General features: G+C 72.0%; 10 protein-coding genes. 3 read left to right on the forward strand and 7 right to left on the reverse strand.

Going from position 1 to position 13,934, the window contains the following annotated elements; all coding sequences use genetic code 11:
- Positions 1-9: 9 nt before the first annotated feature.
- Both ABGB14_RS25255 and ABGB14_RS25260 read right to left on the reverse strand, forming a co-directional pair.
- Entirely contained in the window at positions 10-1,878 is a 1,869-nt protein-coding gene (locus ABGB14_RS25255) for a GAF domain-containing protein (protein ID WP_347646296.1), read from the reverse strand.
- On the reverse strand, positions 1,875-2,627 hold the full coding sequence (locus tag ABGB14_RS25260) for a 3-hydroxybutyrate dehydrogenase (RefSeq protein ID WP_347646297.1): 753 nt from the start codon (positions 2,625-2,627) through the stop codon (positions 1,875-1,877). The genes ABGB14_RS25255 and ABGB14_RS25260 overlap by 4 nt, the downstream gene beginning before the upstream one ends.
- Before the next feature lie 241 nt (positions 2,628-2,868).
- Here ABGB14_RS25260 and trpD point away from each other — a divergent pair, with 241 nt between their 5' ends.
- Positions 2,869-3,996 (forward strand): anthranilate phosphoribosyltransferase, encoded by a 1,128-nt coding sequence (gene trpD, locus ABGB14_RS25265; protein ID WP_347646298.1) that lies wholly within the window; start codon positions 2,869-2,871, stop codon positions 3,994-3,996.
- On the opposite strand, the gene ABGB14_RS25270 is transcribed toward trpD, so the two are convergent.
- From ABGB14_RS25270 to ABGB14_RS25280, 3 genes are read right to left on the reverse strand one after another with little or no spacing between them, the layout of a single operon-like run.
- On the reverse strand, positions 3,993-5,378 hold the full coding sequence (locus tag ABGB14_RS25270; protein ID WP_347646299.1) for a class II fumarate hydratase: 1,386 nt from the start codon (positions 5,376-5,378) through the stop codon (positions 3,993-3,995). The two genes, trpD and ABGB14_RS25270, sit on opposite strands and share 4 nt — an antisense overlap.
- A 49-nt stretch (positions 5,379-5,427) precedes the next feature.
- Entirely contained in the window at positions 5,428-7,668 is a 2,241-nt protein-coding gene (locus ABGB14_RS25275) for a serine/threonine-protein kinase (protein ID WP_347646300.1), read from the reverse strand.
- A gap of 35 nt (positions 7,669-7,703) precedes the next feature.
- Positions 7,704-8,813 (reverse strand): serine/threonine-protein kinase, encoded by a 1,110-nt coding sequence (locus ABGB14_RS25280; RefSeq protein ID WP_347646301.1) that lies wholly within the window; start codon positions 8,811-8,813, stop codon positions 7,704-7,706.
- Between the two features lie 755 nt (positions 8,814-9,568).
- Between ABGB14_RS25280 and ABGB14_RS25285 the strand changes: the two genes are divergently transcribed.
- A complete protein-coding gene (locus tag ABGB14_RS25285; protein WP_347623292.1) occupies positions 9,569-9,757 on the forward strand; it encodes a DUF5999 family protein in 189 nt (62 codons plus the stop codon).
- A gap of 141 nt (positions 9,758-9,898) precedes the next feature.
- Here the strand turns inward: ABGB14_RS25285 and ABGB14_RS25290 are convergent, their stop codons facing one another.
- Positions 9,899-11,551 carry a fumarate hydratase gene (locus ABGB14_RS25290; protein WP_347646461.1) on the reverse strand — a complete coding sequence of 551 codons (1,653 nt, stop codon included), beginning with the start codon at positions 11,549-11,551 and terminating at the stop codon, positions 9,899-9,901.
- Between the two features lie 45 nt (positions 11,552-11,596).
- Positions 11,597-12,472, reverse strand: a complete 876-nt coding sequence (locus ABGB14_RS25295; protein ID WP_347646302.1) for a DMT family transporter — start codon at positions 12,470-12,472, stop codon at positions 11,597-11,599.
- A gap of 68 nt (positions 12,473-12,540) precedes the next feature.
- Here ABGB14_RS25295 and ABGB14_RS25300 point away from each other — a divergent pair, with 68 nt between their 5' ends.
- Positions 12,541-13,932 (forward strand): PLP-dependent aminotransferase family protein, encoded by a 1,392-nt coding sequence (locus ABGB14_RS25300; protein ID WP_347646303.1) that lies wholly within the window; start codon positions 12,541-12,543, stop codon positions 13,930-13,932.
- Positions 13,933-13,934 lie beyond the last annotated feature (2 nt).

Here is a 13,934-nt window from a genome sequence, read left to right on the forward strand (position 1 = left end):
ACCTACAGTCTACGTGGTCGATGTGTGGCCGAGCCGGTGCAAGCGGAGCGCGAGCTGGATCTCGAGCGCGCGTCCCGGCTCCATCCAGCCCTCGCCGAGCAGCTTGCCGACCCGGTCGAGCCGCTGCGTGACGGTGTTGACGTGGATGTGCATGGCCTCGGCCGTACGCGATGGTGACCCGCCCGAGCCGAAGTAGGAGGACAACGTGTCGACGAGCGCGGTGCCCCTGCGAGTGTCGTACTCGATCACCGCGCCGAGCGTCGAGTCCACGAAACCGCGCACGTCACGGCCGTCGCCGACGAGCAGGCCGACGAAGCCCAGCTCGGCCGCGCTCGCGCCGTCGCCCGCACGGCCGAGCGCGATGAGCGCCTCCGCGCACCGCCGCGCCTCCTGGTAGGCCCTGGCGACGTGTTGAGCCCCGGGCGGCTCCCTGCCCTCACCCGGCATGGCGGACGCGCCCGCCGTGGCCGGGCTCTGCAGGGACGCGCTCAGCTCGGCGGCCACCCGCTGCGCGGCGCCGCCCGCGTCGGCGCCCGGCAGCAGCAGCACGACCTCGTCGCCGCGCCCGGCGGCCAGCCCGTGCCGCATCGTGGCCTGCGACGACGCCCAGAAAGCGGCCCGTTCGCGCTGCCCCGCATGCTTGGCCACCACGACGACGTGCGGCGCGCCGAGATCGACGCCGAGCCGGTGCGCCCGGTCGGCCAGCCCGGGGGAGCCGGGCCGCGCGATCAGGTCGTCGAGCAGCTCGCCCCTGACCCGCCCCTCGGCCTCCGCCACGCTCCGGCGGAACAGCAGCAGCAGCGCGCACACGAGGGCCGCCCGCTCCAGGATTCGCTCGTCGGCGTCGTCGCTGCGCAGGACCAGCGTGCACAGCGGCTCGCCGCCGACGTCCACCGACGCGATCAGCAGGTCGCCCCTGCGCACGGTACGGCCCAGCGCCCTCGACGCCTGCGCGGCCTCGAACACCTCCTGGTCGAGCTCCCCGACGTCTCCGGTGAGCGCCCGGCCCAGGTCGTCCAGCACCGCCAGCGAGCCGCCGAGCACGTCGGTCACCACCGCCGCGACGTCCTCGATCCCGCCGCCGCGCAGCACCAGCGAGGTCATCCTGTCGTGCGCCAGCGCGGCCCGCTCCACGGCCTCACCGTGCGCCCTCGCCGTCCGGTGGGCCTGGGAGAGCTCCTCCAGCGCGTTCCTCGTCTCCTGCAGCAGCCTGGCGTTGTCGATCGCCACCGCGGCGTGCGCCGCCAGGCTGGCCAGCAGCGACACCTCCTCCTGGTGGAACGGCCGCGCGCTGCGGTTGGCCGCCATCAGCACGCCGATCACCCGCTGCCCCAGCCGCAGCGGCACGCCCAGGATCGCGACCAGGCCCTCCTCCGTGACGGCCTCGTCGATGTCGTCCTTGTGCCGGAACCTCGCGTCGGCGAAATAGTCGGCCGTCGAGTACGGGACCGCCGTCTGCGCCACCAGGCCGCCCAGACCCGACCCCATGGCCAGCCGCAGCGCACGGAACTTCGCCGAGATCGACCCGTCGGTGACCCGCATGTACGTGTCGCCCCGGTCTGGGTCGTGCAGCGTCATGTACGCGATGTCGGTGGCCAGCAACTGCCTCGCCCGGTGCACGATGGCCTCGAGCACGGCGTCGAGGTCGCGCAGCGCGGCCAGGTCGCCGGCCGTGTCGTACAGCGCCGACAGCTCAGCCTCCCGCCTGGCGCGCCTCTTGAGCAGGTCGCGCACCTTCAGCGCCTCGACCTTGGCCTGTTCGAGCTCCACGATCGTGGCCGGGTCCGCGCCCGCGGCCCTCGCCGCGATGATCGGACCCTCGAACTCGACCGCCGACGCCTCCCTGGCCAGCAGTTCGAGGAAGGTGGCGCCGGTCACCTGGCCGTCCAGCCGCCGTCCACGGGGAGCGACACGCCGGTGATGAACGCCCCGCCGGGCCCGCACAGGTAGGCGACCAGCTCGGCCACCTCCTCCGGCTCGATCAGCCGCTTGATCGCGGCCGGCTGGAGCATGATGTCCGTCACCACCTCGTCGGGCGCGATGCCGTGCACCCTGGCCTGGTCGGCGATCTGCGCCTCGACCAGCCCGGTGCGGACGTAGGCGGGGCAGACGCACGTCGAGGTCACCCCATGGGCCGCCCCTTCGAGCGCGACCACCTTGGAGAAGCCCTCCAGCCCGTGCTTGGCCACGGTGTAGGCCGATTTGTACGGGGAGGCCCGCAACCCGTGGACCGACGAGATGTTCACGAACCGGCCCCAGCCCTTGGCGTACATGCCGGGCAGCACCTCGCGCGCGATCAGGAACGGCGCCTCGACCATGACCCTGAGCATCGCCGAGAACACCTCCGGCGGGAACTCCTCGACCGGCGCGACGTGCTGGAACCCCGCGTTGTTGACCACGATGTCGACGGGCTCGTCTGGCAGCGCGGCCACGAAGCCGGGCTCGCTCAGATCGGCCACGACGGCCACGCCGCCGATCTCGTCGGCGACCTCCTTGGCGGGCTCGGCCCGCAGATCGACGACCAGCACCCTGGCTCCCGCCGCGGCCAGCCGCCGGGCGCAGGCCGCCCCGATGCCGCCGCCCGCACCCGTGACCAGCGCGGTCCGCCCCGTCAGCTCCTTCGCCATATCCCTTTACCTTAGGCGCTCGCCGCGCCCAGACGCATGGGTGCATGAGACATAGAACAGTGTCGTCTTATGTGGCCGGCGAGGTCTGCTATGTTGGATCGCATGATCGCGTATTCGTTCCTGTGGTGGCCCGCCTCCTAGGCGGACCTTCCAGCGCATACGCACACGGCCGCCTCGACGAGGTGGCCGCACTCATGTCGTACGCGCCCCCGTCGAGCACTGACGAAAAGGGACGCTCACCATGACCGGCACCACCACGCCCGGCACCGCGACCGCGCAGACAACCGGGCAGACGACCGGGCAGACGACCGGGCAGACGACTGGGACCACCACCTGGCCGCAGCTGCTCACCCTGCTGCTCGACGGCGTGTCACTCACCTCGCGCCAGGCCGCCTGGGCCATGGACCAGATCATGTCGGGCGCGGCCACGGACGCGCAGATCGCCGCGCTCGCCGTGGCGCTGCGGGCCAAGGGCGAGAGCGTGGCGGAGGTGTCAGGGCTGGCCGACGGCATGCTGTCGCGATCGGCCGCCATCAGGGTGTCCGGCGACCCGGTCGACCTCGTCGGCACCGGCGGCGACCGCGCCAACACCGTCAACATCTCCACCATGGCCGCCGTCGTGGCCGCCGCCGCGGGCGCGAAGGTGGTCAAGCACGGAGGTCGGGCCGCCTCCTCCATGGCCGGCGCCGCGGACGTCCTGGAAGAGCTCGGCGTGGTCGTCGACATGCCGCCCGGCGCCGTGGTCGCGATCGCGGAGGAGGTGGGCATCACGTTCTGTTTCGCGCCGGCGTTCAACCCGGCGCTGAAACGCACCTCCGGACCGCGCCGCGAGCTGGGCGTGCCGACGGTCTTCAACTTCCTGGCCCCGCTCACCAACCCCGCACTGCCCGCCGCGCAGGCGGTCGGCGTCTTCCACCCGGCGATGGCGCCGGTCATCGCGGGCGTCCTGGCCGAACGCGGCGGCTCGTCCCTCGTCTTCCGCGGCGACGACGGGCTCGACGAGCTCACCACGTGCGGCTCTTCGACGATCTGGGTCGTACGGCGCGGCACGGTGACGCGGACCGCCTTCGACCCCGCCGACCTGTCGATCCCGCGGGCTCGCCCTGACGACCTGCGCGGCGGCGACGCCCGGCACAACGCGGCGGTGGCCCGCGCCGTCCTCGCGGGAGAGCCGGGCCCCGTACGAGACGTCGTGCTGCTCAACGCGGCCGCCGCCGTGGTCGCCGCCGGCGGGGTGCCGCCGGCCGCCGAGCTCACCGCCGCCCTCGCCGCCGCCCGCAAGCGGGCCGCCGACGCCGTCGACTCCGGCGCCGCCGCGGCCCTGCTCACCCGCTGGGCGCAGGCCACGCAGCGGGCGCGGCCGTCCTAGGGACGGGTCATCGACAGAACGTCGAGCGCGGCGTCCAACTGCTCCTCCGTCAGGGTGCCGTCGGCCACGTGGCCGCGCTCCATGACGACCTCGCGGATCGTCTTCCGCTCCGCCAGCGCCTGCTTGGCGATCTTGGCCGCCTCCTCGTAACCGACGTACCGGTTCAGAGGGGTGACGATCGACGGGGACGACTCGGCGTACTCGCGCAGGCGCTCCACGTTCGCCGTGATGCCGGACACGCAGCGGTCGGCGAGCAGCCGCGAGACGTTGCCCAGCAACCTGACCGACTCCAGCACGTTGCGGGCGATGACCGGCAGCTGCACGTTCAGCTCGAAGTTCCCCGACGCGCCGGCGAACGTGATCGCCGCGTCGTTGCCGATGACCTGCGCCGCGACCATGCCCGCGGCCTCGGGGATGACCGGGTTGACCTTGCCCGGCATGATGGACGAGCCGGGCTGCAGGTCGGGCAGGTTGATCTCGCCGAGCCCGGCGCGCGGGCCGGAGCCCATCCAGCGGAGATCGTTCGCGATCTTGTTCAGCGAGACGGCGACCACCTTGAGCTGCCCCGACAGCTCGACAATCGAGTCCTGCGCGCTCTGGGCCTCGAAATGGTCCCTGGCCTCCAGGAACGGGATGCCGGTCGCCTCGCGCAACTTCTCGATCGCCACCTGGGCGAACCCGGCGGGGGTGTTGATGCCCGTGCCCACGGCGGTGCCGCCCAGAGGCAGCTCCAGCACGTGCTCCAGCGCCGCGGTGACGCGTACGACACCGTGCTCGATCTGCGTGGCGTACCCCCCGAACTCCTGGCCCAGCGTCACCGGGGTCGCGTCCATCAGATGGGTGCGCCCCGACTTCACCACGCCCTCGAACTCGATCGCCTTCGCCCGCAGCGCCTCCGCCAGATGCCGCAGCGAGGGCAGCAGGTGGTAGGTCACCTCGGTCGCCGCCGCCACGTGGATCGACGTGGGGAAGACGTCGTTGGACGACTGGGAGGCGTTCACGTGGTCGTTGGGGTGCACGGGCCGGCCCAGCCGCTCCTCGGCGAGCGTCGCGATCACCTCGTTGGCGTTCATGTTGGACGAGGTGCCCGAGCCGGTCTGGAAGACGTCGATCGGGAAGTGGGCGTCGTGCTCGTTCTCGGCCACGTCGGCGGCGGCCTGCGCGATCGCCTCGGCCATGTCCTTCTCGATCACGCCGAGCTCGCCGTTGACCTCCGCCGCCACGGCCTTGATCAGGGCCAGCGCGGCGATGTGGGACGGCTCGATCGGCCGCCCGGAAACCGGGAAATTCTCCACCGCCCGCTGGGTCTGCGCGCGCCACCGTGCTCCCGCGGGCACGCGAACCTCACCCATCGAGTCATGTTCGATCCTGAACTCGCTCATGACTTCAGTCTGGCTCACGGATCCGGGGCCGCCGGGAAGCGCCCCGCGTTCAGCTCGAGATGAGGGCCACGATCAGGATGGCGATCACCACGGCCGCGGCGGCGGCGACCGCCATGAGCACCAGCATGCCGTTGCGGTTGCCCTCGGATCGCTGCTCCGGCTGGCCGGCGATGGCGAACAGGTCGGTGCCCAGCCCGCCCTGCCCCCCTGCGGACCCCCTGCCCTGCGGCACCGGCGGCTGCTGCCGCGAGCCGGGCTCCTGGTCGGTCGGCGGGTAGACCTGCTGGCCCGGCGACCCGCCCTTCGGGATGCGCGTGGTCATGAACGCGCCCTCGTCACCCTGCCCCGGTGGCGGCGTGCCCTGCTCGGGACCCGAGGGGAAGGGGCCCTTGGGCCGCGAGATGCTGACCGTGCGCTCCGGATCGAACCCCGCCTCGGGGGACGCGGTCCCGGGCGCACCGCCCTGCGGCCCGGCGCCGCCCGCGGTGTTCCCCTGCGCACCCAGGCGCTGCTCACCCTGCGGGCGCCCGATGCTCTGCGGAACGGTGGGCGCGTTGGAACTCCGCACCGGCGCTCCGGCCCCGTACGGCCCGGCCCCCTGCCCGCCAGGCCCTTGGTTCCCGGGCCCCTGCCCGCCAGGCCCGTTCCCCTGCCCTCCGGGACCCTGGTTCCCGGGCCCGTGACCGCCGGGTCCTTGCCCGCCGGGTCCTTGCCCGCCGGGTCCTTGCCCACCGGGTCCTTGCCCACCGGGTCCCTGTGCTCCGGGGCCCTGCGCTCGGGGTCCCTGCCCGCCGGGTCCTTGTCCGCCGGGGCCGTTTCCTGGGCCGCCGGGTCCCTGGCCACCGGGTCCGCCAGCGCCCTGCCTTCCTCCGGGACCGCCGGGACCGACACCCGCGCCCGGTGCCGGGCCGGGCCTGCCGCCCATCGGATTTGTGGCACCGGGGCCCTGCCCAGGTGCTCCGGACCCGCCCGGTCCTTGCCCGGAGCGGCCCTGCTCGTGTCCTGGGCCGCCGAAGGCGCCCTGCGGACCCGGCGCGCCTTGCCCCGGACCGGGTGTGGTGAAGGCGTTCGGACCTGGCGTGGACGGGCCGGAGTGGCCCTGCCCCGGTCCGCCGGTCCCACTCGGCCCGCTGAACGCCCCCCGCGGCGCCGGACCGCCCGGCCCGTACGCGGGGCCTCCGGGACCCTGCCCGGATCCCCCAGGTCCCTGCCCGACCCCTCCAGGAGCTTGCCCGGGCCCTCCGGGACGCTGCCCGTGACCCCCCGGACCCTGGCCGGGGCCGCCCTGGCCCTGGGGCGCTCCCGGTCCGCCAGGCGCGTGTCCTGGCCCGCGCCCGCCCGGGCCGGCACCCTGGCCACCAGGGCCGGGCGCCTGGTCGGCGGGGGTCTTCTGGGCAGTGAACGGATCGGGCAAAGCGGCCTCCTGCGCCTTAAGAGCCTCGGCCGTGAGCACCGGCATCTCGCTCGTGGGGGTGTCGGCGACCATGCGCAGCAGGGTCTCCGCCTTGGCAGCGCCGAGACGCTGCCGATAGTCCTTGTTCAGCAGCCCGTTCAGCACGGGACGGAGCCGCCCCGCCTGCGTGGGCGGGTCGGCGCTCTCGGTGAGCAGTGCCGCCAGCGTCTCAGCGACCGTGGACCGTTCGTACGCCGGCCGCCCCTCGACCGCGAAGTAGAGCGTGGCCCCGAGCGCCCAGATGTCGGACTCGGGCCCGGTGTAGTCGCCCCTGGCACGTTCCGGGGCGGTGTAACCGGGGGAGCCGATCACCATGCCCGTCTTCGTGAGCCGGGAGTCGCCCTCGGCCTTGGCGATGCCGAAGTCGGTCAGCACCACGCGCCCGCTCTCGGTGATGAGCACGTTGGCGGGCTTGACGTCGCGGTGGGTGATGCCCTGGGCGTGCGCGGCGCGCAGCGCGCCGAGCAGGTCGACGCCGATCTCGGCCACGAGCCGGGGCGGCAGCGGACCCTCCTCGTCGATCACCTGCTCCAGCGAGCGGGCCTCGATGAGCTCCATGATGATCCACGGGCTGTCGTCGTGGATGATCACGTCGTGGATGGAGGCCACGGACGGGTGGTTGATCCGGGAGGCGATGCGGCCCTCGCGGACCATGCGTTCGCGCAGCTCCGTCCGTTGTTCCTCGGTGAGCACCGGGTCCTGGCGGATCTCCTTGACCGCCACCTCGCGCCCGAGCGCGCGGTCGCGTGCGCGCCACACGGTGCCCATGGTGCCCCGGCCGAGCGGGGTGATGAGCTCGTAGCGCTCCGCGAGCAGGCGTGTCTGCTGTTCCGGCATGAGAAGAAGATATCGATTCTCGCTTGGGAAGTGCTTTACCCTCGCTTGCGAAGTTCTCTTGGCCAGAACCGCCGAGGAAGGCACAACTTTATCACCGTCGCTTTCAAACGGGCATAAGCCGACGGCGACGGCCGCGCTTCAACGCGCTTCCTGTGCACACCCTCGCCGGGTTTGCGTTCCTGCCTCGGCGCGGGCACGGTGACGGTCTGGGTCTCGGCGCGGTGCAGCCCGCGATGCGCGGGCCTGCGTGTGAAAGACGGCGGCGTGAGGGCCGGCACCGGGCGTGCGGATCTGGGCTTGCGCGGGGTCAGCGGCTCCTCCGCCGAGCGTCCCGCGGCCACCCTGGCCAGCATCAGCGAGGCGCGTACGGAGTCGAGCCTGGTCTGCGGGTCGATCCGCAGGAGCGCGTCGAGCACGGGGGCCAGCGGGCCGGCCTTGCTCATCGGGATCGGCTCGCCGCTGGTCAGCGCCGCGAGCGCGGCGGCGGCCGTACGGCGGCCGTGCAGGCCCCTGCCCTCGACGGCGGTGTAGAGGGTCGCCCCGAGCGACCACAGATCGCCCGCGGGGCTGGCCTTGGAGCCGAGCACCCGCTCCGGCGCGATGTAACCGGCGGACCCCAACACGATGCCCGCCTGCGTAATGGAAACGTCACCTTCGAGTGCGGCCAGGCCGAAGTCGGTGAGCACCGCGCGGTCCTCGGTTACGAGCACGTTGCTCGGCTTGACGTCGCGGTGGAGGATGCCTTTCGCGTGCACCGCGCGCAGCGCGCCGAGGATCTGCCGGCCGATCTCGGCGGCCCTGCGCGGGGGGAGCGGCCCGCGCTCCTGGATGAGCTGCTCCAGAGACCTGGCACGGAGCAGCTCCATCACGATCCATGGCCGGTCGTCCTCGGTGACCACGTCGAACACGGTGATGACCGAGGGGTGGGTGACCATGGCGGTCGCCCTGCCCTCGCGCTCCGTGCGGGCGCACAACTCAGCGCGCAACTCCTCGTCGAGCACGGTGGGCAGGCGTACTTCCTTGACCGCCACGTCGCGGTCGAGCAGCTCGTCATGCGCCCGCCAAACGGTGCCCATGCCGCCACGACCAACCGGCTCCATGAGCCGGTAGCGCGCGGCGAGTAGGTAACCGGAGGGCGCACGCATGCCTGGCAGCTTACCTATTTGTGTAAACCGACCAGTAGAGGCGTGGCCGATAAAATGTTGCGAAGTTAAGTCAAGTGGCCTGACTCGTCACGTCGGCAAACCTCGTGGTCCACGTCATCCCTGTTGATGAGGCCCCACAGTTTCTCGACATGCACGTTCCGATAGTCGGCTTCTCCGCCGTGAACGGCCGAGCTCGCAGTTCCTCGCCCTCGCCCTCGTCTCGCCGGCGTCGACGGTCCGGTCCGCGTCGGGCGGCGTGACTCTCTGCCCAGCCCGCCTCCTCACTCTCGAAGGGCCGGCGAGCGGCGCCCACCGACGAGATCATCCGCTGCCGGAAGCGTGTTCGCGCAGCTCGCCGGGGTAAGTGTGCCCATCGGCACACTCTTGTCGCCGATATCGGCGGATGATGCCTGGGAGGGAATGTCAGCCGGTCAACTCGCTCGCTTACGGGCGTCTAGGGGGCGCCGTCAGCGGGTTGTAAGGGTCCCGAAAGCGGGCGGGGGCATGGTAAAGCCATGAGGGAGGGCCAAGTCCTGGGCCACCGGAAATGTCGGAGCCGAGCGTCAGACTGGAGGCACAGGCCGAAGTCCTCCCACCGATGCCAGATCGTTGAAGGACGTGATGGAGATGCGCCAGACCCAGGTTCGCCGCCGGCCGAAGAAGCCGGCCGGAACCGGCCTGGACCTTCGCACGCCGTCCGGGCGCCTGCTGCCCTATTGAGACCACGACCAGGAGCGCTATCTGAGAGGTGCGCGATGTGCAGTCACCACCCCGTTTGCCCCAGTGCCGACTCGCCCGACCGTGAGGCGTCGCACGTGATCGCTTCCCACCCTGACCAGGGGTGGAGCCTGCTCTGCAACGGCGTCGTGCTGTTCGACGACACCGGCCTGCTGCTGCCCGACGGCTCCGTCGTGGCACCGCACCGGGCACCGGTGGCCGCGTGACCGCCCACCTCCGGCCGGAGCCGCCGCGCCAGGCACCCGCCGGCGCCTGACCGCGGCTCCTCAACCCCCCGGGCCGCCGGCGCCCCGCGGTCGCCGGCATCCGCCCGCCGGCGACCCCCCGCGCGGAACCCCTCGCCGCCGTCAGCGGCGGCCGATGGACAGGACCGGGCCCGTCCTGTCGGTGAAGAAGTCGTCGCCCTTGTCGTCCACGACGATGAACGCGGGGAAGTCGACCACCTCGATCTTCCACACGGCCTCCATCCCGAGCTCGGGATATTCGAGCAGCTCGACCTTCTTGATGCAGTCCTGCGCCAGCCTGGCCGCGGGGCCGCCGATGGAGCCGAGATAGAAGCCGCCGTGCTGCTCGCACGCCTCGGTGACCTGCTTGGACCGGTTGCCCTTGGCCAGCATCACCATCGACCCGCCGGCCGCCTGGAAACGCCCGACGTACGAGTCCATGCGCCCGGCCGTCGTCGGCCCGAACGAGCCGGAGGCGTAACCGTCGGGGGTCTTGGCCGGCCCGGCGTAGTAGACGGCGTGGTTCTTGAGGTATTCCGGCATCTCGCCGCCGTTGTCGAGCAGTTCGGCGATCTTGGCGTGGGCGATGTCGCGGGCGACCACGAGCGGTCCGGTGAGGGAAAGCCGCGTCTTGACCGGAAATTTCGTCAGCTGGGCGAGGATCTCGGGCATGGGCCGGTTGAGGTCGACCTGGACCACGTCGTCCGAGAGGTGCTCGTCGGTGGTCTCCGGCAGGAACCGCGCCGGGTCGGTCTCCAGCTGCTCCAGGAACACGCCCTCCGGCGTGATCTTGGCCAGCGCCTGCCGGTCGGCGGAGCAGGACACGGCGATGGCCACGGGGCAGGAGGCGCCGTGCCTGGGCAGGCGGATGACGCGCACGTCGTGGCAGAAGTACTTGCCGCCGAACTGCGCCCCGATGCCCAGCTTCTGGGTCAGCTCGAAGACCTTGGCCTCCATCTCGAGGTCCCGGAAACCGTGCCCGGACGGCGAACCCTCGGTGGGGATCGAGTCGAGGTAGCGGGCGCTGGCGTATTTGGCGGTCTTGAGCGCGTATTCGGCGGACGTGCCGCCGACGACGATCGCCAGATGGTAGGGAGGGCAGGCGGCCGTGCCCAGCGAGCGGATCTTCTCCTCCAGGAAGGCCAGCATGCGCTTCTCGTTGAGCACGGCCTTGGTCTCCTGGTACAGGAACGACTTGTTGGCCGAGCCGCCGCCCTTGGCCATGAACAGCAGTTTGTACTCGTCGGGGTGGCCGTGGGGGTCCTCGGCGTACAGCTCGATCTGGGCGGGCAGGTTGTCGCCGGTGTTCTTCTCCTCCCACATGCTCAGCGGAGCCATCTGGGAGTAACGCAGGTTGAGCCGGGTGTAGGCGTCGTAGACGCCCCGCGAGACGTGCTCGGCGTCGCGCCCGTCGGTCAGCACGTGGCGCCCGCGCTTGCCCATGACGATCGCGGTGCCGGTGTCCTGGCACATGGGGAGCACGCCGCCGGCCGAGATGGAGGCGTTCTTCAGCAGGTCGAGCGCGACGAAGCGGTCGTTGCCGCTGGACTCGGGGTCATCGACGATCTTGCGCAGCTGGGCGAGGTGGGAGGTTCGCAGGAAATGGGAGATGTCGTGGATCGCCGTCTCGGTCAGCAGCCGCAGCGCCTCCGGATCGACCTCGAGGAACGTACGCCCGGCCGCCTCGACCTTCCGCACCCCCTCCGTGGTGATCAGCCGATATTCGGTCTCGTCGGCTCCCAGCGGCAGCAGGTCGGTGTAGTCGAACTCGCCCATGTCCATCCTTTCGGTCACCCAAGAGGTTAACGGGTGACCCGGGCTTCACGCCTCGGAGACGGCCGCCTGCGCTCGCGCCCGCGACCGGCCCGCGGTGAGGCCGAGCGTGATGCCGGCGATCACCAGCCCGGCTCCGAGCAGGTCGTACGCCGTCGGCATGGCGATCCCGAGCACCGCCCCCGTGACGATCGCGCCGACCGGGATGAGACCGGCGAACAGCCCGGCCAGCCCGGGGCCCAGCCGGGGCAGCGCGGAATACCAAAGGAAGAAGGCTCCGACGGTCACCACGATCGCCAGGTAGGCCAGCCCCAGCCCTTCGGCCACGGTCGGCGTACGCACCATGTCGGGCCCTTCGTAGGCCAGCCCGACCAGGGCCAGCATGGGCACCGCGAGCGCCGTCGAGTACGCCGCCACCCTGATCGCGCCCAGCTTCGGCAGCAGGGGGATGGCCAGCAGGGAGAAGCTCAGCTCGCCCACGAGCGCGCCGAGGGCCCAGAGCAGGCCGGGCAGGTTGCCGCTGCCGAGGCCGGTGGCCAGGGTCGCCCCTGCCACCACCACGCACGCTCCGACGAGCACCCGTGGCGCGGGCCGCCCGCCGGCCAGCGCGAGCCAGAGCGGCACGGTGCCCAGGATGGTGCCGACCAGCGCGGGCCCGGAATCGTTGGTGGACTCGATCACGCAGACGTTGAAGACCACCAGACCGAGCAGGGTGAGCCCGGCGAGGCACAGGCCCTCCCGCAGCGTCAGCCGGAGGAGGCGCAGGCCGAGTATTCGCGTGATGACGAGCAGGATGACGGCGGCCACGAGGTAGCGCACCGCCTGCCCGCCGTAGATGGGGTAGTCGCCGATGAGGCCGGAGACGCCCGCCAGCGTCCCGACCAGGAACATGGCGGAGGCCGCGCCCACGATGCCGTGTCTCATGTGCGGGATGCTAGGAGAACGATGGTTCGGGAAAACAGTCCAATAGCGCGCTGGGGCAGAGGACCAATATGGCAGATCTCCACATCCAGATAGATCGAGACCATGGAGGGATCGCTGGTCAGATCGCCTCCGAACTGCGCGATGCCATCAGGGGCAGCCGGCTCGCCCCCGGCACCCGCCTGCCCGCGACCCGAGAGCTCGCCACCGACCTCCAGGTCTCCAGGGGCGTGGTGGTGGAGGCGTACGAGCAGCTCGTCGCCGAAGGGTTCCTGGTCTCCCACGTGGGCGTCGGCACCCAGGTCACCCCGGCGCCGGCCGCCGGAGCAGCACCCTGGCAGCGTGCGGCGACGCCGGCCCGGCCCGCCTCGGACACCCCCGCGCCGTACTACGGTCATCGTCCCACCTCTCCTGACCTGGGCCACTTCCCCCGTGAACGCTGGCTCGCGGCGGTCAGGCACGTCCTGGCCACCGTACCCTCGGACGCCCTCGACTACGGGGACCCTGGCGGCGTGCCTGAGCTGCGGGAAGAGCTGGCCGGCTACCTCAGGAGGGTCAGGGCGGCCGACGCGCGCCCGGAGAACCTCATCATCGTCGGCGGCGTGGCGCAGGGGCTGAGTCTCGTGCTCCACGTGCTGTCCCGGCGGCGCGCGCTCCGGCTCGCCGTGGAGGACCCGACGAGCCACCGCCAGGCGCCCCTGCTCAGGAGAGCGGGCGCGCACCTCGTCCCGGTGCCCGTGGACGAGGAGGGCCTCGACGTGCGCAGCTTGAGCGGTGACGCGGTGCTGGTGACGCCGGCCCACCAGTTCCCGACCGGTGTGGTGCTCTCCCCGTCCCGCAGGGCCGCGCTGATGGAGTGGGTCCACGTGGGCGACCGGGTGATCCTGGAGGACGACTACGACGCCGAGTTCCGCTTCGACCGCGACCCCGTCGGCTGCCTGCAGGGCCTGGCGCCCGACCGCGTGATCCTGTCGGGCAGCGTCAGCAAGGCGCTCGCGCCCGGCCTGCGCCTGGGCTGGGTGGCCGCACCGCCCGACCTGGCCGAGGACGTGCGCCGGGCCAGGGGCGAGCTCGACCTGGGCTCGCCGGTCATCGAGCAGTACGCGCTGGCGCACTTCCTGCGCACCGGCGGCTACGACAAGCACCTGCGCCGCATGCGCAGGGAATACCGCCGCCGCAGGGACGCCCTGGTCAGGGCGCTGGCCCGCGAGCTTCCCGAGATCAGCGTCAAGGGCATCGACGCGGGCCTGCACGTCTACCTGGAGCTGCCGGACGGCTGGGACGAGCCGCGGACGGCGCGGGTGGCGCGGGAGCTGGGGTTGTCCGCCGAGCCTGTGGGCCCCATGCGCCGGTCGCCAGGGAAGCCGGCGGTGGTGGTGGGGTTCGCGCGGCTGCCCGGTCACAAGGCCGCCGAGGCCGTCCGAGGCTTAAAAGTAAGTATGTCAGGACATGCTATGGATTAAAG

Source organism: Nonomuraea sp. B10E15 (assembly GCF_039871615.1).
Taxonomy (GTDB): domain Bacteria; phylum Actinomycetota; class Actinomycetes; order Streptosporangiales; family Streptosporangiaceae; genus Nonomuraea.